Source organism: Massilia sp. CCM 8734, assembly GCF_011682155.1.
Lineage (GTDB): Bacteria > Pseudomonadota > Gammaproteobacteria > Burkholderiales > Burkholderiaceae_D > Telluria_A > Telluria_A rubra.
On sequence record NZ_WHJI01000009.1, the window covers coordinates 22803 to 48541 of the forward strand.

24 protein-coding genes and 1 pseudogene are annotated in these 25739 nt (G+C 60.6%); 18 read left to right on the top strand and 7 right to left on the bottom strand.

Annotated elements, in window-relative coordinates; all coding sequences use genetic code 11:
- Nucleotides 1-183: 183 nt before the first annotated feature.
- Together F2P46_RS10425 and F2P46_RS10430 are read left to right on the top strand one after the other, a co-directional pair.
- The gene (locus F2P46_RS10425) at nucleotides 184-1239 is read left to right on the top strand and encodes a polysaccharide lyase family 1 protein (protein WP_166888561.1); all 1056 of its coding nucleotides are present in this window, start codon (nucleotides 184-186) and stop codon (nucleotides 1237-1239) included.
- Between the two features lie 89 nt (nucleotides 1240-1328).
- Nucleotides 1329-2141: a pectate lyase gene (locus F2P46_RS10430; protein ID WP_166888564.1), complete on the top strand. Its 813-nt coding sequence runs from the start codon at nucleotides 1329-1331 to the stop codon at nucleotides 2139-2141.
- Nucleotides 2142-2238: 97 nt separating this feature from the next.
- Here F2P46_RS10430 and F2P46_RS10435 read toward each other — a convergent pair whose 3' ends face one another.
- Both F2P46_RS10435 and F2P46_RS10440 read right to left on the bottom strand, forming a co-directional pair.
- Entirely contained in the window at nucleotides 2239-2742 is a 504-nt protein-coding gene (locus F2P46_RS10435) for a type II secretion system protein (RefSeq protein ID WP_166888567.1), read from the bottom strand.
- Nucleotides 2735-3433, bottom strand: a complete 699-nt coding sequence (locus tag F2P46_RS10440) for a FadR/GntR family transcriptional regulator (protein WP_166888569.1) — start codon at nucleotides 3431-3433, stop codon at nucleotides 2735-2737. The genes F2P46_RS10435 and F2P46_RS10440 overlap by 8 nt, the downstream gene beginning before the upstream one ends.
- Nucleotides 3434-3644: 211 nt before the next feature.
- Here F2P46_RS10440 and F2P46_RS10445 point away from each other — a divergent pair, with 211 nt between their 5' ends.
- The gene (locus F2P46_RS10445) at nucleotides 3645-4763 is read left to right on the top strand and encodes a polyamine ABC transporter substrate-binding protein (protein WP_229509216.1); all 1119 of its coding nucleotides are present in this window, start codon (nucleotides 3645-3647) and stop codon (nucleotides 4761-4763) included.
- A 314-nt stretch (nucleotides 4764-5077) separates the two neighbouring features.
- Here the strand turns inward: F2P46_RS10445 and F2P46_RS38235 are convergent, their stop codons facing one another.
- The 3 genes from F2P46_RS38235 to ppk1 all read right to left on the bottom strand — a co-directional run bounded on the left by F2P46_RS38235 (nucleotide 5078) and on the right by ppk1 (nucleotide 7870).
- Nucleotides 5078-5200 (bottom strand): hypothetical protein, encoded by a 123-nt coding sequence (locus F2P46_RS38235; RefSeq protein WP_267875850.1) that lies wholly within the window; start codon nucleotides 5198-5200, stop codon nucleotides 5078-5080.
- Nucleotides 5201-5284: 84 nt separating this feature from the next.
- The gene (sixA, locus tag F2P46_RS10450; RefSeq protein WP_166888573.1) at nucleotides 5285-5752 is read right to left on the bottom strand and encodes a phosphohistidine phosphatase SixA; all 468 of its coding nucleotides are present in this window, start codon (nucleotides 5750-5752) and stop codon (nucleotides 5285-5287) included.
- Between the two features lie 12 nt (nucleotides 5753-5764).
- A complete protein-coding gene (gene ppk1 / locus F2P46_RS10455; protein ID WP_166888575.1) occupies nucleotides 5765-7870 on the bottom strand; it encodes a polyphosphate kinase 1 in 2106 nt (701 codons plus the stop codon).
- Between the two features lie 231 nt (nucleotides 7871-8101).
- Between ppk1 and pstS the strand changes: the two genes are divergently transcribed.
- The 10 genes and pseudogenes from pstS to F2P46_RS10505 all read left to right on the top strand — a co-directional run.
- Nucleotides 8102-9142, top strand: coding sequence for a phosphate ABC transporter substrate-binding protein PstS (pstS, locus tag F2P46_RS10460; protein ID WP_166888577.1), 1041 nt, complete (start codon nucleotides 8102-8104; stop codon nucleotides 9140-9142).
- 145 nt (nucleotides 9143-9287) lie between these two features.
- Nucleotides 9288-10271: a phosphate ABC transporter permease subunit PstC gene (gene pstC / locus F2P46_RS10465; protein WP_229509217.1), complete on the top strand. Its 984-nt coding sequence runs from the start codon at nucleotides 9288-9290 to the stop codon at nucleotides 10269-10271.
- Entirely contained in the window at nucleotides 10268-11128 is an 861-nt protein-coding gene (gene pstA / locus F2P46_RS10470) for a phosphate ABC transporter permease PstA (protein WP_166888580.1), read from the top strand. The genes pstC and pstA overlap by 4 nt, the downstream gene beginning before the upstream one ends.
- A gap of 25 nt (nucleotides 11129-11153) precedes the next feature.
- Nucleotides 11154-11939, top strand: a complete 786-nt coding sequence (gene pstB / locus F2P46_RS10475; protein ID WP_187362493.1) for a phosphate ABC transporter ATP-binding protein PstB — start codon at nucleotides 11154-11156, stop codon at nucleotides 11937-11939.
- Nucleotides 11940-11970: 31 nt separating this feature from the next.
- A complete protein-coding gene (phoU, locus tag F2P46_RS10480; protein ID WP_166870092.1) occupies nucleotides 11971-12678 on the top strand; it encodes a phosphate signaling complex protein PhoU in 708 nt (235 codons plus the stop codon).
- A gap of 5 nt (nucleotides 12679-12683) precedes the next feature.
- Nucleotides 12684-13373, top strand: coding sequence for a response regulator (locus F2P46_RS10485; RefSeq protein ID WP_166888586.1), 690 nt, complete (start codon nucleotides 12684-12686; stop codon nucleotides 13371-13373).
- A gap of 181 nt (nucleotides 13374-13554) precedes the next feature.
- On the top strand, nucleotides 13555-14835 hold the full coding sequence (phoR, locus tag F2P46_RS10490) for a phosphate regulon sensor histidine kinase PhoR (RefSeq protein ID WP_166888587.1): 1281 nt from the start codon (nucleotides 13555-13557) through the stop codon (nucleotides 14833-14835).
- A gap of 317 nt (nucleotides 14836-15152) precedes the next feature.
- Nucleotides 15153-19697: an RHS repeat-associated core domain-containing protein gene (locus F2P46_RS10495; protein ID WP_166888591.1), complete on the top strand. Its 4545-nt coding sequence runs from the start codon at nucleotides 15153-15155 to the stop codon at nucleotides 19695-19697.
- Nucleotides 19685-20092: a hypothetical protein gene (locus F2P46_RS10500; RefSeq protein WP_166888593.1), complete on the top strand. Its 408-nt coding sequence runs from the start codon at nucleotides 19685-19687 to the stop codon at nucleotides 20090-20092. The genes F2P46_RS10495 and F2P46_RS10500 overlap by 13 nt, the downstream gene beginning before the upstream one ends.
- A gap of 307 nt (nucleotides 20093-20399) precedes the next feature.
- Nucleotides 20400-20624: pseudogene (locus F2P46_RS10505) on the top strand (ATP-binding protein); the annotation flags it as partial.
- Here the strand turns inward: F2P46_RS10505 and F2P46_RS10510 are convergent.
- Entirely contained in the window at nucleotides 20599-20913 is a 315-nt protein-coding gene (locus F2P46_RS10510) for a hypothetical protein (protein ID WP_166888596.1), read from the bottom strand. The pseudogene F2P46_RS10505 and the gene F2P46_RS10510 overlap by 26 nt on opposite strands.
- A gap of 141 nt (nucleotides 20914-21054) precedes the next feature.
- On the opposite strand from F2P46_RS10510, the gene F2P46_RS10515 reads away from it, so the two are divergent.
- From F2P46_RS10515 to F2P46_RS10530, 4 genes are all read left to right on the top strand, one after another.
- Nucleotides 21055-21966 (top strand): patatin-like phospholipase family protein, encoded by a 912-nt coding sequence (locus F2P46_RS10515; RefSeq protein WP_166888598.1) that lies wholly within the window; start codon nucleotides 21055-21057, stop codon nucleotides 21964-21966.
- Between the two features lie 77 nt (nucleotides 21967-22043).
- Nucleotides 22044-22451 (top strand): heme-binding protein, encoded by a 408-nt coding sequence (locus F2P46_RS10520; protein ID WP_166888601.1) that lies wholly within the window; start codon nucleotides 22044-22046, stop codon nucleotides 22449-22451.
- 103 nt (nucleotides 22452-22554) lie between these two features.
- The gene (locus tag F2P46_RS10525; RefSeq protein ID WP_166888604.1) at nucleotides 22555-23031 is read left to right on the top strand and encodes a DUF1348 family protein; all 477 of its coding nucleotides are present in this window, start codon (nucleotides 22555-22557) and stop codon (nucleotides 23029-23031) included.
- A gap of 40 nt (nucleotides 23032-23071) precedes the next feature.
- Nucleotides 23072-23821, top strand: coding sequence for a c-type cytochrome (locus tag F2P46_RS10530; protein WP_166888607.1), 750 nt, complete (start codon nucleotides 23072-23074; stop codon nucleotides 23819-23821).
- A 48-nt stretch (nucleotides 23822-23869) separates the two neighbouring features.
- Here F2P46_RS10530 and F2P46_RS10535 read toward each other — a convergent pair whose 3' ends face one another.
- The gene (locus F2P46_RS10535; RefSeq protein ID WP_229509218.1) at nucleotides 23870-24283 is read right to left on the bottom strand and encodes a hypothetical protein; all 414 of its coding nucleotides are present in this window, start codon (nucleotides 24281-24283) and stop codon (nucleotides 23870-23872) included.
- A 292-nt stretch (nucleotides 24284-24575) separates the two neighbouring features.
- Between F2P46_RS10535 and carA the strand changes: the two genes are divergently transcribed.
- A complete protein-coding gene (carA, locus tag F2P46_RS10540) occupies nucleotides 24576-25739 on the top strand; it encodes a glutamine-hydrolyzing carbamoyl-phosphate synthase small subunit (protein ID WP_166888610.1) in 1164 nt (387 codons plus the stop codon).

Genomic DNA, 25739 nt, shown 5'->3' on the forward strand with positions numbered 1-25739 from the left:
AGCAGACCTAACGAACGTTGATTTATTTGCAAATGGCCGGCCCGCGGAGCGCATGACCCCATGGTTTTTGCGGATGCAATACGGCAACAAAGCGGCGCTCCGTTTGGTCCACATCGCCAGCGAGGGGTTTTCCCCGGTAACCCTGGTGGCTCGAAAAACACCAATACTTACGGAGTAACCCGCATGAAAGTATCGACTTTGAAACTGACACTGGCTGCCGCAGCCGTTTTGGCCGGCGCCCAGGCAATGGCCGGGCCAATCGGCTACGGCGCCGCCACCACCGGCGGGGGCGCCAAGGCTGCGGTCAATGTCGCCACGCTGGCCGACATGGCGGCGAAAATCAAGGCGTATTCGGGCAGCGGTGGCCTGGTGCTGAACTACACGGGCAAGTTCGACTTCGCCAGCATCAAGGACGTCTGCGCGCAGTGGAAAAAACCGGCGCAGACCCTGGAAATCAAAAACAAGAGCGACATCACGATTCGCGGCGCGGCTGATTCGTCGGCCAACTTCGGCATCCGTGTGGTCGGCGATTCGAGCAATGTGATCGTGCAGAACATGACCATCGGCCTGCTGCAGGGCGGTGAAGACGCCGATTCGATCTCGATCGAAGGCACCTCGAGCGGCAAACCAAGCAAGATCTGGGTCGACCACAACACCATCTTCGCCTCGATCAAATCGTGCCCTGGCGCCGGCGACGCGTCGTTCGACGGCGGCATCGACATGAAGAAGGGCGCCAACCAGATCACGGTATCGTACAACTACGTGTACAACTACCAGAAGGTGGCATTGAATGGATTCTCCGACAAAGATACGCTCAACGCCGGTTCGCTGACCACCTACCACAACAACCGCTTCGAGAACGTCAAGGCGCGCCTGCCGCTGCTGCGTTACGGTAAAGCCCACCTCTTCAACAACTACTTCGGCAACGTCGATACGTCGGGCATCAACGTGCGCATGGGCGCCATGGCGCTGGTTGAAGCGAACTACTTCGAGAACGTCAGGAATCCTGTGACCTCGCGCGACAGCACCAAGCTCGGTTACTGGGACCTGCGCAGCAACTTCGTCGGCAGCGGCATTACCTGGGGCGCCCCGGACAGCGGCACCTACGCCAACGCCACCGACTGGAAAACCAGCAAAGCCTACGGTCCTACCGGCTACAACTACACCGCCAGCGCCGCTGCCGGCGTAAAAGCCAAAGCTATCGCAACGGCGGGCGCGCGCACCAACCTGGCCCAGTAATTTCGCTGCGCATTTCGCTGCGCATTTCGCTGTAAATCCAGCCGTCTGCGCAAGGCGATGGCTGCTTCATTCATCCACCAGGAGTTATCATGAAACGTCTCAATGCCCTTCTTTTCGCAGTCATCGGACTGTGCATCGCCACCAGCGCATCGGCCGCCCCGGGCAAGCGCGCAGTCCCGTCATGCACCAAGGTGCTGGTCACGCAAACGACCGAGGTTCCTGCCAACACCACCTTCGATGGCCTGGTCAAATACGGCAAGATGGTTTGCCTGGTGGGTAACACCAAGAAGATGGACGGCAGCCAGTCCGAAAGCCAGATCCCTCACTTCAACCTGGGTGTCGGCGCGACGCTCAAGAACGTGGTGCTGGGCGATCCTGCCAAGGGCACGGGCCGCAACCTGACCGCCGGCGGCGCCGACGGCGTCCATTGCGCCGGTAACTGCAAGATCGAGAACGTGTACTGGGGCGATGTAGGGGAAGACGCGGCTACGCTCAAAGGCGCAGGCACCATGACCGTCAGCGGCGGCGCGGCTTACAAAGCGGCCGACAAAATGTTCCAGAATAATGGCGCCAACAGCAAGATCGTCATCACCAACTTCTATGCGGAAGAAGGCGGCAAGCTGTATCGCTCGTGCGGCAATTGCTCGAGCCAGTCGGCACGCACCGTCACCATCAGCGGCGTGACGATCTATAACGTCAATGCCGGCGTGGGCGTAAACAGCAGCTTCGATGCGTCGAAACTGCCGGCACTGGCCAAGGCCTACGACGTGGCGACCATGAGCGACTTCGTGTCGAACAAGTCGTCGTCGCGCTGCGCCACGTTTGTCGGTACCTCGAAAGGCAACGAGCCTAACAAGGACACCAACGCCGGCAACATCGCTCGCGCATGCGTTTTTAAATAATCAGCAATCGGGTTTCAGGTGAGAGGACGGCTTATGTAGCCGGTTTGACCACGCGCACAGGCGATCCCTGTTCGCGTGGTTTTTTTCGTTCGAAGCGTCAGTCTTCCGGGCGCAAGGTGTCCTTGCAGTTGCCGCCGCACGCCATCACGTAGGCGAACTGCCAGTCGCAGTAGCGCTTTTGACCATCGAGGTAAACGAAGTCGCCATCGGCGAAGCTGCGCCGGATCGTTGGTGCGCACGAGGCGCTGCGCACGCCCATCAAGCCGCCGCCCGGCGCGCGCACCAGCTGCCAGTCGGCCTTGCCGGTGATCGGGTCGGGGTAGAGCTGGCGCAGGTAGCGCTTCATGCCCGGCTGGCGCGGGTCCTGCAACAAATCCTCCAGGCGCGACGGGGCATGGCTGGCATGGCCGTCGGGCGTATTGAGTTCGTATTCGAGAAAGGCGCGGATGTACTGCTTGCCGACGAACAGCAGCTCGGTTTCGGCGTCGCGCTTGCGCGCCAGCTCGCCCACCGACACAGTGGCCGCCGTCGCCACCCCGATCACGGCGATCATCACCATCAGGCCCACATAGGTGAAGCCCGGCGCGCTGTGCCTACGCACGGGAGAAGGTGCGCGTAACGCGTTCAAGGTGTGCGCGCATGGCCTGGCGCGCGCCGGCGACATCGTGCGCGGCGATTGCCGCCAGAATATTGCGATGGTCGATCAAGGTCTGCTTGCGCAGTTCCTCGGTCTGGAAGTGTTCCTTGAGCTTGTGCCACAAGGTGCCGCGCTGGTTCCAAAGGTAGTCGATGGCGCCCACCAGCGCCGTGTTGCCGGTCGCGCGTGCCAGGGCCAGGTGAAAATTGCGGTCGGCCTGCTCGTTGCTGGCGCGGTCTTCGTGGTCGCGCTCCATTTCCAGCACGGCGGTGAGAATGGCGTCGATGGCCGAATCGGTGGCATTTTTGGCGGCCAGGCCGGCCACCTCGGTTTCGATCATGCGGCGCGCGGCCAGCACTTCGAACGGTCCGGGGCCGACCTCCGGCGCCTGGGTGGCGCTCGCCGCCTGCGCGCTGACGTACACGCCCGAGCCGCTGCGCACCTCGACCACGCCGCCCAGCTCCAGGGCGATCAATGCCTCGCGCAGCGAAGCGCGGCTCACGCCCAGGCGTGCCGACAGCTCGCGCTCGGCGGGCAGGCGCTGGCCGGGCTGCATGCTTTCGGCGACGATCAGTTGGGCGATGCTATCGGCCACCACCCGGTACATGCGTGGTTCCGGCGTGCTCGCGTCGAGCGTCGCAGGGCTTGTTTTCATCGTCTGGAGCCGTCCGGGAAGGGGAAAGTGGAAAGGATACCGCAACAGGCCAGATTGTAGATAGCTATGCGCGCCCATGCAAGGCGCTTGCGCGGCGGCGCTTGCCAACCGGGCCGCAATGCCGGATCATTCCAGCAGTGCGTCCCGCATGGGGCATTTATCTGGCGTATATCTATATTCGGAGGCATCAATGGTGGCAGTCAATCGGCACATGCACGCGAAACGGCGGCTCGGCCTGGGTTTGGCCGCGCTGGCGGCGGTACTCTGGTCGGGCGTTCCGGCCCAGGCCCAGCAGCCCGAGGAAAAAGTCCTCAACATCTATAACTGGTCCGACTACATCGCCGACGACACGATCAAGAACTTCACCAAGGAGACCGGCATCACGGTGCGCTACGATGTCTTCGACAGTAACGAAGTCTTGAACGCCAAGCTGGTGGCCGGTAAATCGGGCTACGACATCGTGGTGCCGACCGCGCCGTGGGCGCGCCAGCAGATCGACGCCAAGTTGCTGCGTAAACTTGACAAATCCAAGCTGCCGAACCTGGCCAATCTCGATCCGGGCATCCAGGCCAAGCTGGCCACGCTGGACCCGAACAACGAGCACCTGGTGGACTGGATGTGGGGTTACACCACGGTCGGCATCAATGTCGACAAGGTCAAGGCCGCGCTGGGCACCACGCCGATGCCGGCCAATGTGTGGGAGCTGATCTTCAATCCGGTGTACACGTCCAAGCTCAAGTCGTGCGGCGTGTCGTTCCTCGATTCGCCGTCCGAAGTATTCCCGGCGGCGCTGCATTACATGGGCAAGCCGGCATATTCGAAGAACGCGGCCGATTATGCGGCGGCGGGCACGATGCTGCAGGCGGTGCGTCCGAGCGTGACCCTGTTCAGTTCTTCCGGGTATATCAACGACATGGCCAATGGCGCCATTTGCGTGGTGTTCGGCTGGGCCGGGGATATCAATATCGCCCGCCAGCGCGCCATCGATGCGAAAAAAGGCGTGAAGATCGAGGCCCTGGTGCCGAAAAACGGCGCGCCGCTGGTGTTCGACACCATGGCCATTCCGGCCGACGCGCCGCATCCGAATAATGCCCACCTGTGGATGAACTATATTCTGCGTCCGGAAGTGCAGGCCAGCCTGACCAACAAGGTGTTCTTTGCCAATCCGAACAAGGCCGGCATGAAGTTCGTGCGCAAGGATGTGGCGGAGAACAAGAGCGTGTTCCTGTCGGAGGAAGACTTGAAGAAGATGATCCCGCCGGAAGCGGTGCCGCAGGATATTCGCCGGGTGATGACGAGGACGTATACGAAGTTCAAGACCGGGCGTTAAACGGCGCTCCGATATTTCCGTTCCCTGCGGGTATTGCGTCGCTCGCTCCGTCTCCGTCGCTCCCGCGAAAGGCGGGAGCCCAAGTTCGCACCGAAGCCCATGACTGAGCAGAAAACTTGGGCTCCCGCCTTCGCGGGAGCGACGGTGGCAGATGAGCGACGGTGGCAGATGAGCGACGATGGTGGGAAGCGACGTTGGCGGGTAAGCGACGGTGGCGGATAAGCAACCGTGATGGGGGAGCGACGCTGCATGACAGAAGCGGCAAGCGCCCTCGGGCCTTGCCGCTTTTGTATCGACCCATAACGAGCCCTGTGCTATTCGTGATAGCGGTCTTGCAAGTCGAGCTTGCTGCCGTGAACCTCTTCCACCAGTTCATACAGCACCAAGCCAACCATTCCTCCAAAAATGGCCATGACGAGCATGCTTAACATGATCATGAACCGCCGTTGAGCGATTTCTCCTTTAGTTGATACACCTAAACTTTAGCAGGTGAATACAACAATTCAAGGATTACGATCGACCTATTTAACAATCAGGTCGGGCGCCATCACGCCTTTCAGATACAGGCTGTAGGGATCGAGCGCCTCGCGCTGCACCAGCCACCAGGCATTGGCTTTCTTGATCTGCCAGTCCTGCGGATGCCCCGACAGCAGCAGCGCCGCCACCTGGCCCAGGGTCGGCTGGTGCCCGACCACCAGCACCGGCTCGCGTCCGTTCGGCCAGTTGGCCGCCATCAGCACGTCTTCCGGATCGGCGCCCGGCGCCAGTTCGTGCACGATCTTGAACTTGCGCTTGAGCGGTTCGACCGTCTGGAGGGTGCGCAGGGCCGGGCTGACCAGGATGCGGGTGCTGTCGGGCAGCTGCGAGGTGAGCCAGTCGGCCATGCGGCGCGCCTGCTTCTGCCCCTTGGGCGTGAGCGCGCGCTCCATATCGTCCTGGCCCGCATCGGCATCGTGCGCCTCGGCGTGCCGCCATAAAATCAGATCCATCGTGTTCTCCTGTCACTCTCCGGTATCGACCGGGTGCGTGCCCAATAATTCCATCAAATGGCGCTGCGCCGAAAACTCCACCTGCTTGCCGCGCACCTTGCGGCGCTGGTAATGCCCGCTCGCGTCGAGCTCCCATGCGTTCGAGTTATCTTTCAGGTAGGGGTTCAATCCTTCCGTGATCACGCGCCGTTTCAGCGCCTTGTCCAGGATCGGGAAGGCCACTTCGATGCGGCGGAACAGGTTGCGGCTCATCCAGTCGGCGCTGGCCAGGTACACATCGTGCGCCAGGTCGTTGCGGAAATAGTAAATCCGGCTGTGTTCCAGGAAGCGCCCGATGATCGAGCGCACCTTGATATTCTCCGACAGCCCCGGCACGCCCGGTTTCAGGGTGCAGGCGCCGCGCACGATCAGGTCGATCTTCACGCCGTCGTGCGAGGCCGCGTACAGCGCGCGGATCACCGATTCGTCCACCAGCGCATTGATCTTGACGATGATCCGCCCCGGCCGGCCGGCACGGGCGATCTTCGCTTCGTTGCGGATCGCCTTGATGATTTCGCTCTGCAGCGCGAACGGCGCCAGCCACAAATGGGTCAGCTTGTGCGGCTTGGTCAGGCTGGTCAGGTGAATGAACACTTCGTTCACTTCCTGCGCCATCTCGGCGTGCGCGGTCAACAGGCCAAAGTCGGTGTACAGGCGGGTGGTGGTCAGGTGGTAGTTGCCGGTGCCGAGGTGGGCGTAGAAACGCAGGCCGCCCGGGTTGCCGTCGGCGTCGGCATCCTCGCGCCGGATCACCAGCGCCACCTTGGCGTGGGTTTTCAGGCCGACCACGCCGTACACCACCTGCGCGCCGGCCTGTTCGAGCTTGTCGGCCCAGTTGATGTTCGCTTCTTCGTCGAAGCGCGCCATCAGTTCCAGGATGACGGTCACTTCCTTGCCGGCGCGGGCGGCCGCCATCAGCGCTTCCATCAGGTCCGAATGCATGCCGGTACGGTAGATGGTTTGCTTGATCGCCACCACCGACGGGTCGTGCGCGGCCACCTGGATGAAGTCGACCACGGTCTGGAACGACTGGAACGGGTGGTGCAGCAGGATGTCGTGCTTTTTCAACTGCTCGAAGATGTCGTGGTGCGCGGTCTTTTGCGGCATGCCGGGGACGAAGGGCTCGAAGCGCAACGCTGGCTGCTTCACATGGTCGATCAGCTCGGCCAGGCGCACCAGGTTGACCGGGCCGTCGACCGCGTACAGGCGGCTCTTGTCGAGCCCGAATTGTTCGAGCAGGAATCCGGACAATTCCGGCGCGCAATTCTTGGCCACTTCCAGCCGCACCGAGGTGCCGAACTGGCGGCCCTGCAATTCGCCCTTGAGCGCCTGGCGCAGGTTCTTGACTTCTTCCTCGTCGACCCACAGGTCGCTGTCGCGCGTGACCCGGAACTGGGAATAGGCGATCACTTCGCGCCCGGTAAACAAGTCTTCTATATGCGAGTGGATGATCGAGGACAGCAGGCAGAACGACATGCCGCCGTTGGTCGACAGTTCGTCGGGGATGCGGATCACGCGCGGCAGCACGCGCGGCGCCTTGACGATGGCGATGCCGGTGCCGCGTCCGAAGGCGTCCTTGCCGGTCAGCGAAATGATGAAATTGAGACTCTTGTTGACCACTTGCGGAAACGGATGGGCCGGATCGAGCCCGATCGGGGTGAGCAGGGGGCGCACTTCGCGCTCGAAATATTCCTTCACCCAGGCGCGCTGCGCCTCGTTGCGGTCGGTGTGGCGCACCAGGTGCACGCCTTTTTTCTTCAGTTCGGGCAGCACTTCGGTATTGAGTACCGCGTACTGGTCCTTGACCAGATTGTGACATTCGTTGCTGATGCGCGCCAGGTTGGCGATCAGCGCAGGATTTTCAGCAAGGTTGCCTTGGGCCAGCAGACTGGCCACGCGCACTTCGAAGAACTCGTCCAGGTTGTTACTGACAATGCACAGGTAGCGCAGCCGCTCCAGCAAGGGCAGGGAAGTGTCTTCCGCCTGGGCCAGTACACGGCGGTTGAACGTCAATTGTGACAACTCCCGGTCCAGGAAGATGTTGGCGCGCGCCGGGTCCGTGCTCGATGCAGTTTTCATTATGTCTTTAACTAGTCAGATAGATAATAGTAAACGCCGCCAGTGTAATAAATGAATATGACAAGTCGGTGACACGGGGTGTGAATTGTGTGACATGCCTCGACGACATACAAAGCGTATCATGCAGACAGCAAAACGATTCTTGCAGGATTTCGACCATGTCATAAACATGTCATATTTGCGCGGTAGACTGCGCAGCATTCCACGTTGTATAACCCACAAGGACTTGATATGCGAATGAAACAGTTGTTGGCTTCCATCATCGTTGGCGTTGGCGCCCTGGCGGCAGCGAACTCCATGGCTGCGGACATGACCGGCGCGGGTGCGACCTTTCCTTACCCTGTGTATGCGAAATGGGCGGAGTCGTACAAGAAGGCAACCGGCAATGGCATGAACTATCAATCGGTCGGCTCCGGCGCCGGCATCAAACAGATCAAGGCAAAAACCGTCGACTTCGGCGCTTCCGACAAACCGCTGCCAGTCGAAGAACTGGACGCGGCCGGCCTGATGCAGTTCCCGGCCATCATGGGCGGCGTGGTCACCATCGTCAACCTGGAAGGCATCGCTCCTGGCGCCATGAAGCTGACCGGTCCGGTCATCGCCGACATCTACCTGGGCAAGATCACCAAGTGGAACGCGCCTGAAATCGCCGCCCTGAACCCGGGTGTCAAGCTGCCGGCCGACGACATCACCGTCGTGCACCGCGCCGACGGGTCGGGCACCACCTTCCTGTTCACCGACTACCTGTCGAAAGTGTCGCCCGAATTCAAGACCAAAGTCGGTGCCGATGCATCCGTGAAATGGGCGGTTGGCGTGGGCGGCAAGGGCAACGACGGCGTCGCCTCGACCGTGCAGCGCGTCAAAGGTGCGGTTGGCTACGTCGAGTGGGCCTTCGCCAAGAAAAACAAGATCGCGCACACCCAGCTCAAGAACAAGGATGGCGTGTTCCTGCAACCGGACGACGAGAACTTCAAGGCCGCCGCCGCCTCGGCCGACTGGGTCAAGGCGCCAGGTTTCGGCGTGGTGCTGACCGACCAGCCAGGCAAGAACAGCTGGCCGATCACCGGCGTATCGTACATCCTGATGCACAAGAGCCAGGCCGATGCCGCCAAGGGCAAGGAAGTCATCAAGTTCTTCGACTGGTCGTTCAAGAATGGTGACGCCGCTGCTGTCGAACTGGACTACGTGCCGCTGCCGGACAGCGTCACCAAGCTGGTGGGCGACTCCTGGAAAGCCAATCTGAAAGATGCAGCCGGCAAGGCCATCTGGTAACAACAAGGGGCGGGCAGGGGCGCGTGTGCGGCCCGCCTGCCCATTTAGCATCACTATCGGTATCAATCAACATCATGGCGATCAACATCATGTGGACACCTGGCGAAGTCAATCAATGAGCGCAAACCCAACTATCGCAATGGCCATGAGCAAATCCGCAGCGCATGAGCGCGAACATGCCGCGCTGCTTTCCACCATGCGCAAGCAGCGCATGCAAGATTTCTTCTTTCATAAAGTGACCCTGCTGTTCGCGGCAACGGTCCTGTTGGTGCTTGTCGGCATCATCGTCTCGCTGATCATCGGCTCGGCGCCGGCCTTCAGCAAATTCGGCTTCGGCTTTATCGTCAGCCAAGAGTGGGATCCGGGCAACCAGAAATTCGGCGCGCTGATCCCCATCGTCGGCACCCTGGCCACCTCGGTGATCGCCCTGCTGATCGCGTTTCCGGTCAGCTTCGGCATTGCATTATTCCTTACTGAAATTTGCCCGGTCTGGCTGCGCCGCCCGCTGGGCACCGCCGTCGAACTGCTGGCGGGCATTCCTTCGATCATTTACGGCATGTGGGGCGCCTTCGTGCTGGTGCCGCTGTTTTCGGAATATGTCCAGCCTTTCCTGAAAAGTACGCTGGGCCAGTTGCCGCTCATCGGCAAGCTGTTCAGCGGCCCGATGATGGGCTTTTCGATCCTGGCCGCCGGCGTGGTGCTGGCGATCATGATCATCCCCTTCATCGCCTCGGTCATCCGCGACGTGTTCGAAATCGTGCCGGCCGTGCTGAAAGAGTCGGCTTATGGCCTGGGCTGCACCAAATGGGAAGTCGTGCGCAAGATCGTGCTGCCTTACACCAAGACCGGTGTGGTCGGCGGCGTCATGCTGGGCCTGGGCCGCGCGCTCGGCGAAACCATGGCGGTCACCTTCGTGATCGGCAACGCCAATAACCTGTCCTTGTCATTGTTCTCCGCTGGTAACAGTATCGCCTCGCTGCTGGCCAACCAGTTCGCCGAAGCCGAGCATCCGCTGCATACCTCGTCGCTGCTGGCGACGGCGCTGATCCTGTTCATCATTACTTTTATCGTCCTGTCCGCAGCCAAGCTGATGCTGGCCGGAATGTCACGCAAGGAAGGCGTCAAATGAGCCAGACGATTGTCAACCCTGTCTACCGCAAGCGTCTCTGGAAGCACCGGATCGGCATCACCTTGTCGGTGCTGGCCATGTCGGTCGGCCTGATCTTCCTGATGTGGATTTTGTCGACCTTGCTGATCAAGGGCTTCTCGGCCTTGTCGCTCGACCTGTTCCTGGCCGATACGCCCGGTCCCGATTCCGAGGGCGGCGGTTTGCGCAACGCCATTCTCGGCAGCCTGATGATCGTCGGCCTGGCCACGTTTATCAGCACCCCGATCGGCGTGCTGGCCGGCGTCTACCTGGCCGAATACGGCGAAGAGAACCGCTTTGCCCAGGTCACGCGGTTTGTGACCGACATCATGCTGTCGGCCCCCTCGATTGTGCTGGGGATTTTTGTGTGGACCATGTACGTCAACGTGGCCGGGCACTATTCCGGCTACGCCGGCTCGGTCGCGCTGTCGCTGATCGCCATCCCGGTGGTGGTGCGCACCACCGACAACATGCTGCGCCTGGTGCCGCAAAACCTGCTTGAAGCGGCCTTCGCCCTGGGCGCGCCGCGCTGGAAAGTGGCCACCACGGTGCGCTTGCGCGCTGTGAAATCGGGCGTGGTCACCGGCGTCCTGCTGGCGGTGGCGCGCATTACCGGCGAAACCGCGCCGCTGCTGTACACGGCCCTCTCCAACCAGTTCTTCAGTTCCAACATGAATGCGCCGATCGCCAACTTGCCGGTGATCATTAATACCTACGCGCTCAGCACGGCGGACAACTGGATCAACCTGGCCTGGGCCGCATCCTTGCTGTTGACCTTCAGCGTGTTGTTGTTGAACATCGTCTCGCGTACCATGTTCAGCCAGAAAACCACGAAATAATCGACCGATCCCTCTCATGAGCCCTATGCCTACACCGATGCCTACTGTAACGCCGAAGAACAAGACGATCGAGATTTCCGGCCTGAACTTCTTTTATGGCAAGACGCAGAGTTTGACCAACGTCAATCTCAATATTTACGAAAAACAAGTAACAGCCTTCATCGGCCCTTCCGGCTGCGGCAAGTCGACCCTGCTGCGCACCCTGAACCGCATGTACGACCTGTATCCGGGCCAGCGCGCGGAAGGCTCGGTGATTTACCGCGGCAAGAACATCCTCGATCCGGGCCAGGATGTGAACATGCTGCGCGCCAAGGTCGGCATGGTGTTCCAGAAACCGACGCCGTTCCCGATGTCGATCTACGACAACATCGCCTTCGGCGTGCGCCTGTACGAAGACCTGTCCAAGGGCGAGATGGATGAACGGGTCGAATGGGCGTTGAAAAAAGCGGCGCTATGGGGCGAGGTCAAGGACAAGCTGTCCAAGAGCGGCCTGTCGCTCTCGGGCGGCCAGCAGCAGCGCCTGTGCATCGCGCGCGGCGTGGCGGTGAAACCGGACGTGCTCTTGCTCGACGAGCCGACCTCCGCGCTGGACCCGATCTCGACCGCGAAAGTGGAAGAACTGATCAGCGAACTGAAGCAGGATTACACGATCACCATCGTGACCCACAACATGCAGCAAGCCGCGCGTTGCTCGGACTACACCGCCTATATGTACCTGGGCGAGCTGGTCGAGTTTGGCGAAACCGACCAGATTTTCATGAATCCCGCACGCAAAGAGACGCAGGATTACATCACCGGACGCTTTGGCTGAGCCACGACAAAACATATTACGGAGAGCAGCAATGATAGGCGAGCATTCATCCAAGCAGTACGATCACGAACTAGAAACCATCCGCTCCAAGGTGTTGCTGATGGGTGGCATTGTCGAGACCCAGTTTCTCGACGCAATGACGTGTTTTCGCATCGGTAACCTCGAACGCGCCGACCGCGTGATCGCGGAAGACGACGAAGTCAACCAGCTCGAAGTGGCGCTCGACGACGCCTGCAGCCACCTGATCGTGCGGCGCCAGCCGACCGCCAACGACCTGCGCACGGTCATGGCGACCATCAAGGTGATCACCGATCTGGAACGGATCGGCGACGAAGCCGCCAAGATCGCGCGCACTTCCAAGAACTTGCATGGACGCGGCGCGGTTGGCGTGAACCATTACGAAATGGTGCGCACGATTGCCACCGCCACCTCCGACATGCTGCACGATGCGCTCGACGCCTTCGCGCGCCTGGATGGCAAGCAGGCTTTGCAGCTGATCGCCCAGGATGCGGTGATCGACCACGAATTCCGCTCGATCATGCGTAACCTGATTACCTTCATGATGGAAGACCCGCGCACGATTTCGTCGGCGCTGGACACGCTGTGGGTGGCCAAGGCAATCGAGCGCATCGGCGATCATGCCAAGAACATCGCCGAATACGTCATCTACGTCGTCGAAGGCAAGGACATCCGGCATAGCAAGCCGGCCCTTTTGATTCCCGATCAACCTGTACCCTAATCTCGATGGCAGCCGAAAAAACCACTGTATTAATCGTAGAAGACGAACCGGCCATTGTTGAACTGGTGACCTTTTCCCTGCGTGAAGCGGGCTGGAATGTGTGTTCGGTGCAGAATGTGGCCGATGCCTGGGAATTCATGCAGCAGCGCACGCCGCACCTGATGTTGCTGGACTGGATGTTGCCCGACCAGACAGGCTTGCGCCTGCTCTCGCGCATGCGTTCGGACCGCAACTTCCAGGACATTCCGGTGATCATGCTGACCGCCAAGAGCATGGAAGAGGACAAGATCGCCGGACTCAACAATGGCGCCGACGATTACGTGACCAAGCCATTTTCGCCGCGTGAATTGCTGGCGCGCGCCAAGGCCCTGTTGCGCCGCAAGAGCCCGGAGCATGACCAGGCGGTCATGAGCGCCGGGCCGGTGACCCTGGACCCGGTCAGCTGCACGGTGTCGATCGACAGCCAGAAGATCGACATGGGGCATGCCGAGTTCAAGCTGCTGAAATTCTTGCTGGCGCATCCGGAGCGGGTGTTTTCGCGCAGCCAGTTGCTCGACAAGGTGTGGGGCGACCATGTGGTGATCGAGGAACGCACGGTCGACGTGCATGTGCTCAGGCTGCGCAAGGCGCTCAAGGAATCGGAAAAGCTGATCAAGACCGTGCGCAGCGTGGGGTATATGCTGTCGGAGAAGTGATGTTGTAGAGGTTGGCGGCAGTGACATCGCGATGGCACTGCGACCGCCGACCTTCAATCCGTCATTCCCGCGAAGGCGGGAATCCAAGTTTGTTTGAGCAGCCACGAGCGGCGCTGCGAACTTGGGTTCCCGCCTTCGCGGGAACGACGGGGTAGCGTGAACAAAGGACACCCCCCGTAACATGAACCCCAAACTGCTGTTCTGGATCCCCGCGCTATTGCGCATGAGCTTCATCCTGCTTGGCGCGGGCGTCTTCTGGTGGCTGTTCGGGCTGGTCTACGGCCTGGCCGTCGCCTTTTTGTCCGTCTTCGTCCTGCTGTTCATCCAGCTGTCCTACCTGCACCAGCTCGGTAACTGGCTGGACGACCCGCATTCCGGCAAGCTGCCCGACGGCTGGGGTTCCTGGACCAATATTTTCTCGCGCCTGTACCGCCTGCGCCGCGACGACGAACGTAACCAGGCCGAGCTGACCGAATGGCTGGCCCGTTTTCGCCAGGCCATGCACCTGCTGCCCGACGGCGTGGCCATCATGGACGACGTGCTGTTCCTCGAATGGTGCAATCCGGCCGCCGAACGCCACCTGGGCCTGACCCTGGAACGCGACAAGGGCATGCGCGTCACCAACCTGATCCGCCATCCGGATTTCATCGACTACATCATCCTCGGCCGCTACGAAAACCCGCTGACCCTGAGTTTTCGCGACCGCAAGCTGATCTGCCAGATCATCCCGTTCGAAAACCGCCGCCAGATCCTGGTCACGCACGACGCCACCGAAACCCAGCGCATCGAGGAAATGCGGCGCGACTTCATCGCCAACGCCTCGCACGAACTGCGCACGCCACTGACGGTGATCGTCGGCTTTTTGGAAATCGCGTCGAGCGAAATGAACCTCGACCCGGAAACGCGCATGTCGCACCTGAAACTGATGACCGAGCAGGGCCACCGCATGCAGCGCCTGATCGAAGACATGCTGACCCTGTCGCGCCTGGAATCGATGGATTACCCCTTGCGCAGCGAATCGGTCGATATTGCCGCACTGATGGAGCAGGTGGTGCAGGAGGCGAGGGCGCTGTCGGGCGGCAAGCACCAGATCACGTCGAGCGTGAACGGGCCGGACATTTCGGGCAATGCGGAAGAGTTGCGCAGCGCCTTCGGCAACCTGGCCTCGAACGCGGTGCGCTACACGCCGCCGGGCGGCACCGTGCACCTGGCCTGGCAAATGGGTCCGAACGGACCGCAGTTCGTGGCCAGCGATACCGGCATCGGCATCGACCAGAAGCACATCGCGCGCCTGACCGAACGGTTTTACCGGGTCGACAAGAGCCGCTCGCGCGAAACCCAAGGCACTGGCCTCGGCCTGGCGATCGTCAAGCATGTGCTGCTGCGCCATGGCGGCAACCTGACCATCAAGTCGGAAGCGGGCAAGGGCAGCAGTTTTATCGTGTCGCTGCCGGCGGCCTGAGGGTCTTACTCGGGGTGCTTGTCGTTCTGGATAAAACCGGTCAGCCTGGCGATGGTGTCGGCTTCCGGTCCTGCCATGTTGAACAATGAATTTGAACGAGGCGCTGCCAGCCTTGCTGGTACCGCCATCAAAGCGCCCTGACGCAATCGAGGTTCCTCGCAACGAGGAGCTCTCCCCTGGATGTTAGTCCCGCCGTCATTTTCAATCGCGCCTATTTGCTTGCGATAAGGCAATATCCCAGTTCTTCGACTCGCTACGCTTGGTTTTCCCACTGGCAATTTTACGCCAGCATGTTCTTGCAGAAGACAGGAAAAACCATGCACCTTCGCGCCGCCAGTAGTTTGCCTTGCATCAATCGATTCCTGCGTTTCGCGCTCTTGTTTCTCGTTTTGATGCATGGCCACGCCCAGGCTGAAAACGGCTTGCCAGAGGGAACGCTAGGTTGGGATTACTACACCGGGATTTTCGGGCCGGACGAATACGCCCCCGATCCGGTCACCGCTTGCCAAAAAACAGCGAAGAAGCACATGGGAACGCCGCTGAAGGCGATTGAACCGTATGAAAATCGTCGCGATTGGTACAAATGCATCTACCCGCATTTTCTAGTGGTGGGCGGTGTGAGTTGGCATGGAAGTACCTTGTTGAGATGCAAACCAGGATACAGCGCATACTCCCAAGGGGTCTGCCGCAAGGAACAACCCGAGGTTGCGGTACCCTTGACGTGCCAGGGTTCCTCAGGAAACCCGGTTCAATTCACCAGCGGCGCCAAAGTCCAGCATGAAACCGATCTGGTCGCTGGCACCGAAGCGGCACTGCATATCAAGCGCACCTACCGCAGCGTTCGCGAAAACGGGCTCGGTCAATCGGCCGGCGCGGGCTGGTCGTTTTCTTTCGAGCGCGCTTTCTACGCTCGCCGCGAGTTCGGAGGCCCTAACAGGCCCACAGTCAGCGGCGCCCTCAGCGACGGCAGCTATTTCCAGTTCTCGCGCCAGCGCGACGGCACATATCGCTCCGACTACGACCGCAGTATGGCTCTGGTGGCACAAGGTGACGATGCCGGCTGGCTGCTGACGACACCCGACGGCACGGTCGAACGCTTTACCAAGGTAAATGACACGTTCAGACTCACCAGCGCGCATACCCGCGACGGCATGGTCACGCAGTATGCATATAACGCGAATAACCAGCTCAGCGACATTTCCAGCGCCAGTGGCCGTCGTGTGACGATCAAGTGGCAAGGCAACACCATCGCCTCGATCACCGGCGCCAGCGGAGGCGTGCGCTACGAATACGAGCAGGCGGACATTCCCGGCTCTGGGCCAATTGAAGGCATGGAGCGTCTGGTGGGCGTGCATTTCCTGGACCGCGCCGGCGCAGAGATCTCGTCGCGCACATACCACTACGAGGACCCCAACCAGCGCTTCCTGCTGACCGGCATCACCGACGAACATGGCAAGCGCTTTGCCACCTACGCCTACAACGTCGACGGCAGGGCCGTGCTGTCGGAACACGCCGGCGGCGCCGGGCGGTACACGTTCGAGTACCCCAGCCGCACCAGCCGCATCGTGACCGATCCGCTCGGCAGCCGCCGTACCATGGACCTTGCCTTCGGCACCGACGGCACGGGCCGGATTGTCGCGCAAAGCCAGCCCGCCGGTGCCGGTTGCGCCGCCAGCGCCAGTGCCAGGACCTATAGCGCCAAGGGCGATGTCACGAGCACGACCGACTTCAACGGTAACAAAACCTGCCTGTTCAGCGACCCGCTCCGTGGAACCGAGATCGCCCGCATCACGGGACTGGCCAAAAGCGCCGCCTGTCCCGCCAGCATCGACAGTGCGCTTCCGGCGGGGGCGCGCAAAACCAGTACGCGCTGGCATCCCGATGTTGCGTTGGCTGTTGCCACTGCCGCGCCGGCACGCCTGGAAACGAAGGTCTACAACGGCCAGCGCGACGCCGCCGGCAAAGTGGTGGAATGCGCCGGCGGCGCGCTGCTGCCGAATGGAAAGCCGATTGCCGTCGTCTGCCGCGCCACGGTCCAGGCGAGCAACGACAGTAATGGCGCCCTTGGATTCGCGGCGGCCGGGACCGGTCCGATCCAGGAATGGCGCTACACCTACAACCGCAGCGGGCAATTGCTGACCAGTAGCGGCCCGCTTGACGCCAATGGCAAGGCCGAATCGGCCAGCATGAGCTATTACGCCGACAGCAGCGCAAGCCACCGCCCGGGCGACCTGGCGAGTGTACGCAACGGCGTTGGCGAGGTCACCACCTACCTCGCCTACAGCGAGGAAGGCTTGCCGACCAAAATCGCGCATCCGAATGGCAGGATTGTCGAGTCTGAATACGACCCGCGCCAGCGCCTGATCTCCAGCACCGTCCGCGCGGCCAGTACGCAGGCCGAAACCACGCGTTACGAGTACGACGTGGCGGGTCAACTGATCCGCATGACAGCACCCGATGGCGCGGTGCTGGAATACAGCTACGACGAGGCCCACCGCCTGACCGGCTTGCGCGATCGTGCCGGCAACAGCATCAATTTCACGCTCGATGCGATGGGCAATACCGTACGCCAGGAAGTGAAAGATCCGAACGACAAACTGGTGGCGCAGACCACGCGCGCCTTCGATGCGCTCAACCGCTTGCAGCGGGAACAGAAGAGCGCGAACGACCTGGGCGCGCGCTTCGAATACGATGCGGTTGGCAACCTGACAGCGAGCACCGACCCGCTGGCGCGCGTCAGCAAGGGAACTTTCGACACCTTCAACCGTCTGATACAACAGACGCTGCCTGCGCCGGATGCCACGGGCAAGCCGGCAATGATCGACTACGCCTACACGCCGCAGGATCAGCTTGCCTCCGTGCTCGATCCGCGCCGCTTGCAGACGCGTTATGTGTTCAACGGGCTGGGGCAGCAAACGGCATTGATCAGCCCTGATACCGGCACCACGAGCACGCAGTTCGACGGGGCGGGGAATGCGATATCGAGCCTGGATGCGGCTGGGCGCAAGACTGCTTATCGCTACGACGCGGCGGGCCGGGTGACCGGCATCGGCGCCAGCACGTTCGAGTACGGCGCGGCCGGCACGCCCGCAGCAGGCTGTGTCACGGCGATGACGGATGAGGCTGGAAAAACAGTGTACGCCTACGATGGTTTGGGAAGGCTGTTGAGAAAGGAGCAAACGAGCGGTGCGGCGTCGAGGCGCTTCGTGACTGCCTATACCTATGGCAGCACTGGCAGCGCGGTTGGGCACGTCACCTCGATGACCTACCCCAGCGGCAATCGCATCGACATTACGTATGACAGCAATGGGAAACCGTCGGCCCTGGGGCTGACGCGCCCGAACACTGCGCGTATCACGATTTTGAGCGAGTTGACGTACCAGCCGTTCGGTGCCGTGCGGTCGTGGTTGTGGGGCAATCACAGCGCGGCCAGTCCCAACAAATACGAACGTCAGTTCGACCTTGAAAACCGGCTGGTCAGTTATCCGCTGGGGCACCTGGCGGCTGGTGGTTCAGTACGCACGCTCAGTTATGACGCAGCCGGGCGAATCGTGTCGATGACGCATAAAGGAAACGCCACGCCAGGCAGGCTCGACCAGCGGTATTACTACGATGGACGCGATCGCCTGATCGGCTTCGACAGCGCCACGGCGAGTCAGCGTTTTGAATACGACGCGAACGGGAACCGCACAAAGTTAACTGTCGGACCGAACAGCTACCTCAACACCATTGATGCCGGCAGCAATCGGCTGACGTCGACTTCCGGGCCGGTACCGGCCAAACGCAACACGTACGATGCCACAGGTAGCCTCATCAGCGACGGAACGCTGCGTTTTGGCTACGGCAGTAACGGCCGTTTGAACAACGTGTCCGGCGGAAGTGGTGGCGTCGTTCAATATCGCTATAACGGGCTGGGGCAGCGGACCATCAAGTCGGATGCGGCTGGCGCATCGACTTATTTTGTCTACGATGAGGCCGGCCGTATGGTTGGTGAGTACGACACTGCTGGTATTCCGATACAGGAAACGATCTATTTGGGCGGAATGCCGGTAGCGGTAATCAAACCGCGCTCGTCGAGTACTGGGGAAAATGCATACTATGTCTACGCGGATCATCTGCCAGCGCCCCGAGTTATCACACGCGCTAGCGACAACAGGATGGTGTGGCGCTGGGATGGGAGCAACCCGTTTGGCCAGGACTCAGCGGATGAAAATCCGAGCCGCCTGGCCAACTTTATCTACAACCTACGTTTTCCCGGACAATATTATGATAGTGAAACCAGCCTCCATAATAACTATTATCGTGATTATGATTCTCAAACAGGGAGATATATTCAAAGTGATCTTATTGGATTGGTTGGCGGAATCAATACATATATGTATGCCGCCGAAAATCCACTTTCATTTATCGATCCCCTCGGGTTGTCAATAGAAGATGTAGGATATATCTACAATCAGATGAAAAATGCGTTTAATGATATCAAGCCGCAGGGAGATGTAAAACTTGGGGAAATTCCTAAAAATGAGTCTGGTGCAACTGAGGCTTGGTCCGGAGATATAGTCGTTCCTCTATCATTTGCCGCTAAAAAGTGTTTATCTGAAGACGAATGGTCGAGTTTGTTTTTTACTTTGTTTCATGAGGGAATGCATAGTACAGATGGATTTTTGAAGCGACTGATAACGAAGAACGATATCAGCGATTCGCATCATAACAAAATTCATAACCGTGTGTCCTATGAAAAAATACGTCCGGTAGGTGAGCCTAGGCCAATGTGGGGTAAGCCTCGGCCTAGCCCAGTGAGTCAAGCTCAGCTTTATCAGGATTACTTTAAGAACTCTCCAGATTGTAAGTGCGTAAAATGAAAAGAAAATATTGGCTGCCTTTGGCAGTAGGTGCTGTATTCTTTGGCGCAGGAATCGCATTTGTATTTACTAGGCCTTTAATCGATTCGGACGCTGCTGCATTTCGCTTGATGACAACACATTCAAACCTCTCGATAATCGGAGATAGTATTGTATATTGGACGATGAAGCACGGTCGAGCTCCTAATGATAAGGAGAACTTTTCTGTGCTGAAGATGACAACTAACTCGCCCATAGACGGCTGGGAAAAGCCGCTTAAATACAGAAATATGGAGATTGCAGGGCCGGGAAGATTTTTGTTGTATTCAACTGGACCAGATGGAATTGATGAAAATGGATCGGGAGATGACGTGGTATACCGTCGAAATGTCTCTGCGGCAGAAAAGCGCGAATGATCCGGGACTCTGCGAATATTGTGGGGGTAACACACACGGAATGGCACGGGGTCAGCGAAGGGGGCTGTGGCACGGGGTCAGTACCGACATTCGCAAACGAACAGAACGATTACGAACCTATGGTACGAACCTATGGGGTCAGTACCGACATTCGCACACGAACAGAACGATTACGAAGAATAGGCTCTGTCGAATGCAGTTGACGTCGACTGTATATTCGCGTGGCGCGACTGTCCCGTTCGTGTGCGTTTGTCGGCACTGACCCTCGTCCTCGCTCCTGGCCTGGCAAATGGGGCCGAACGGACCGCAGTTCGTGGCCAGCGATACCGGCATCGGCATCGACCAGAAGCACATCGCGCGCCTGACCGAACGGTTTTACCGGGTCGACAAGAGCCGCTCGCGCGAAACCCAGGGCACAGGACTGGGCCTGGCGATCGTCAAGCACGTGCTGCTGCGCCACGGCGGCAACCTGACCATCAAGTCGGAAGCGGGCAAGGGCAGCAGTTTTATTGTGTCGCTGCCGGCGGCGTAAGCCATTTTCCGTCGTGCCGGAAGTTCTGGATGAAGTCGGTCAGCCTGGCGATCGTGTCGCTTGCAGGCTCCGCGATGAGGAAAACTTCCCTGTCCTCCCAGATCACCGGCACGCCGATAGCTGCCTCGAGTTGCCGATCGAAGTCGCCATACGCATCCGGGTCCTCGACGAACGAGGGCGGCATGAAATTGAACCATAGTTCGGCGCTGCCATCGGACATCATGCGGATTTCAGGTTCGCCGTCCGGGTCGAAGCCGCTCAGTTCGATAGTGTTGACTAGTTCGCTCATGATGCATGCTCCTTGAATAGGGTAGGTCTTCGATTTTACTCGTTGGCTATCCGGAATGCAGACGATCTTTGCTTGCCTCCCGGCGGCACTGCGTTCCCGGGAGCAGGTACAATCGTGGTCTTCGCTTCTTTGACGACCACTATGTTCACCAAACGCCGTTCCCTGATCGCCCTCGCCGTGTTGCTCGCCGGCTGCGGCACCACCACTCCTCCCGCCACCAAACCGGCCGCCGTGGTGCAACCGGCCGCCGCCGCCGTGCCCAAGAAAATCCGCATCGGCCTGGCCCTCGGTGGCGGCGCCGCGCGGGGGTTCGCCCACATTGGCGTGATCAAGGCGCTCGAAGCGCAGGGCATCTTTGCCGATGTCGTGGTCGGCACCAGCGCCGGCAGTGTGGTCGGCGCCATGTATGCCGCCGGCAACGATGGCTTCGCCCTGCAAAAGACCGCCATGGAAATGGATGAGGCCGAGATTTCGGACTGGGCCATGCCGCTGTTCGGCAAGTCCTCCGGTGTGCTCAAGGGCGACGCCTTGCAGAATTACGTGAACAAGGCCGTCAAGAACGTGCCGATCGAAAAGCTCAAGATTCCCTTCGGCGCCGTTGCGACCGACCTCAACAACGGTCAGCCGATCCTGTTCAGGCGCGGCAACACGGGGCAGGCGGTGCGCGCTTCCTCGTCCGTACCGAGCGTGTTCCAGCCGGTGCGCATTGGCGAGCGCTCGTATGTCGATGGCGGCCTGGTGGCGCCGGTGCCGGTGCGCTTCGCGCGCGAAATGGGCGCCGATTTCATTATCGCGGTCAATATTTCGAGCCAGACCGACGCGCAGGCGGCTGTCAGCTCGCTCGAAGTGTTGATGCAGACCTTCGCCATCATGGGCCAGCGCCTCAATCACTACGAGCTCAAGGATGCGGATGTGGTCATTACGCCGAACCTGCCGAAAATGGGCAGTAACGACTTTGCCGGCCGCAACCGTGCCATCATGGCCGGCGAGCAGGCCGCCGCGGCGGTGATGCCGCAGATCAAAGCCAAGCTCAAGGCGCGCCAGCAGTCATAAGGGCTATAGCCAATCCGATATCGGCAGACCGCGCGCTTGCCGTAAAATTGCCCGCATTAATCACTTGGGATATCAACATGCCATCGAAACCGTACCTGAACTTCGCCGACGTCCAGAAAATCGCCGCCGCCGCGCAAGCCGAAGCCCTTGCCAACAACTGGGCGGTGACCATCGCCATCTGCGACGATGGCGGCCATCTGCTGTCCTTGCAACGCCTGGACGGCGCCGCGCCATTGTCGTCGCACATCGCACCGTCCAAGGCCAAGACGGCGGCGCTGGGCCGGCGCGAGAGCAAGGTCTATGAAGATATCATCAACAATGGCCGCACCGCGTTCCTGACGGTGCCGTTCATCGAAGGCATGCTCGAAGGTGGCGTGCCGGTGATCGTGGACGGTCACGTGATCGGCGCCGTCGGCGTCTCGGGCGTGAAGTCGGACCAGGATGCGCAGATCGCCAGGGCCGGTATCGCCGCGCTGGCGCAATAAAGAAGGGCATAGGCCGCCCTGATCCGGTTTTCGGGGCGGCTCTGCGCAGGGCCGGTTCGGATGCGATGGCTTATGCTGTCATTCCCCCGCCAGGAGAATTCACATGACTGAATCAGAAAGCCGTCCGCCTCTGCCTCCCTTTACCCACGAATCGGCCACGCTCAAGGTGCGCCTGGCCGAAGATGGCTGGAACTCGCGCGACCCGGCCCGCGTGGCGCTGGCCTACACCGCCGCCAGCTGCTGGCGCAACCGCGCCGAATTCGTCACCGGGCGCGAGGCCATCGTCGGCCTGCTGACGCGTAAATGGGTGCGCGAACTCGACTATCGCCTGATCAAGGAGTTGTGGGCCTTCGGCGGCAACCGCATCGCCGTGCGTTTCGCCTACGAGTGGCGCGACGACGCCGGCAACTGGTTCCGCTCCTACGGCAACGAGAATTGGGAATTCGACCAGCACGGCTTGATGGCGCTGCGCCACGCCAGCATCAACGACCTGCCGATCCCCGAGCAGGAGCGCAAGTTCCATTGGCCGCTCGGGCGCCGCCCGGACGATCATCCGGGACTGAGCGCGCTGGGTTTGTAAACAGGGTCCGCCTCGGCGCCTGACGATGTTAAGGAGCGCTATGAACACCATATACAAAGCATCGCTGGCGTCGTTTGTCATGTTTTGCATCCTCGGCAGTGCCGGCGGCGCGGCGCGAGCGAGCGATGAATCCGGCGAACAGCTGTTTCGCCAGGAGAAGTTTGTCGCCGCCGAGCGGGCATGGACCAAGGCCGCCAAGGCGGGTGACCTGCGCGCCCAGTACATGCTTGGGCTGGCGCTGATCTCGGGCCGGCAGTTTCCCCTTGATGAACAACGCGGGCTGGCCTACCTCGCCGCGCTCTCCGATCGAGGTCATGGCGACGCGACCTACGCGCTGTACGGTTATCGCCTGCGCAAACACCTTGTGTCGGCGGCGGACGCCACCGCTTTGCTGGAAAAAGCCGCCGCCCAGGGCAGCGTCAATGCCCAGGCTGAACTTGAACTGCCAAGCGGGGAGCGCGGTTTGCAAATGGCCGGCGACGAGCTCGACCTAATGGTTCCGACGCGCGTGAGCAAGCTCGAGGCTGCCGGCCACGCGGGCGCGCTCGTGCGGGGACGCAAGGTGTATGAGGAATCGTGCCAGGTCTGTCATGCGCAGGGCCTGCTCAACGCCCCGCGCCCGGACGACCGGCCGGTGTGGGAGCTGCGTAACAAGCAAGGTTTCGATGTGCTGGTGAAGCACGCGATCGATGGCTTCCGGGCGCATCCGGCCAAAGGCGGCATGCCGGCCCTGACGGGCGACCAGGTGCGCGATGCGGTGTTTTACATGAGCTCGGGCCGATCGAAGTGACGGCGGGCCTGGCGCGCACGCGGCATGCGCCCCCGGCCGGTGCTGTCCTCAGGCGTGAATCAGCGGCCCGGCGGGCGCTGAATCAACCGCGTTGCTGCGTTCCAGCCAGGCCATCAGCAGTTCCATGTCGCGCACCTCGATTTCCGGCCCCTGGACGAATCCCACCTGCGCCAGGTTGCTGGCATCGCACACCAGCTTGTTAACAGTGGGCGAAAGCTCGACCATTCTTCCGTACGACTTCCACACCTTGCTTTCCCATTTGTGCAGGCTCGAATCGTTGAAGCGGTTGTTTTCGAAGTAAACCGTGACCGAGCCGTCGCTGTTGCCGAAGCCGACCATGCCCGAGCCGTTTTTCAGCATCTCCTTGACGGCGTCTTCCGCGTTAGTCTTGGGCACGAATACCGCTGCCCGCCCGCCCGGGTTGGGGCGCTCCATCGGCGTATCTCTTCCAAATGTAGACATAATCACATTTCCTGATAAATGGTTTGCCCGAGGATGCTGTCTCAAATGTATAGAGGACGGTTGGCGATGTCCAGTAAAAGCGCGAAAAGCGATGCAAATGCATCCGCCGGCGATTGCCGGAAAGGCCGCGTTGCGCTATAATTTGGAGGTTTAGCCATTCATACACCTACCGTAGCGACTACCCACTATCCCTCATTCAACATGACACCATCCCCAGCGCTAAGCGCACTGGGGAAACCATGGTCGTCGGTCTGACGTGGCGCAGCTACGGTAACTTTATCAGGAGTTGCCCTTGCCGCCATTTTTTTCTGGCCCCGCCGTTCCAGCCATCCTGGCTCTCGCCGATGGAACGATATTTAAAGGTATTTCCATTGGCGCCGCCGGCCATACTACCGGGGAAGTCGTGTTCAACACGGCCATGACCGGTTACCAGGAAATCCTGACCGATCCAAGCTATTCGCGCCAGCTTGTCACGCTGACCTATCCGCACATCGGCAATACGGGCGTCAATCCGGAAGACGTCGAGGCAAGCAAGGTCCACGCCGCAGGGCTGATCATCCGCGACCTGCCGCTGCTGGCGTCGAACTTCCGTTCGACCCAGTCGCTGTCGGACTACCTCAAGGCCGAAAACATCGTCGCCATCTCCGGCATCGACACCCGCAAGCTGACCCGCCTGTTGCGCGAAAAAGGCGCGCAGGGCGGCGCCATTTTGGTCGGCACGCAGGGCAACGAGCCTTCGCAGGTGCAGGCGCTGGAACTGGCGCGCTCCTTCCCCGGCCTGGCCGGCATGGACCTGGCCAAGGTGGTCTCGACCACCGCCGCCTACGAGTTCACCGAGACCGAGTGGAAGCTCGGCGAAGGCTACGGCAAGCTGACCGATCCCAAGTTCCACGTTGTGGCTTTCGACTACGGCGTCAAGCGCAACATCCTGCGCATGCTGACCGAACGTGGCTGCAAAGTGACCGTGCTGCCGGCCCAGGCCAGCGCCGCCGATGCGCTGGCGCTCAATCCGGACGGGATTTTCCTGGCCAACGGCCCGGGCGACCCGGAACCGTGCGATTACGCGATCGCGGCCAGCCGCGAGCTGATCGAGCGTGGCATCCCGACCTTCGGCATCTGCCTCGGTCACCAGATCATGGCGCTCGCTTCCGGCGCGCGCACGCTCAAGATGAAGTTCGGCCACCACGGCGCCAACCACCCGGTGCAGGATCTCGATTCGCGCAAGGTGATGATCACCTCGCAGAACCACGGTTTCGCGGTCGACGCGCAAACCCTGCCGGCCAACTGCCGCGTTACCCACGTATCGCTGTTCGACGGCTCGCTGCAGGGCTTCGCCCGCACCGACAAGCCGGCCTTCTGCTTCCAGGGCCACCCTGAAGCGTCGCCGGGCCCGAACGATGTAGCTTACCTGTTTGACCGCTTCATCAGTCTGATGCAAGCCGCGGAGATTAAATAA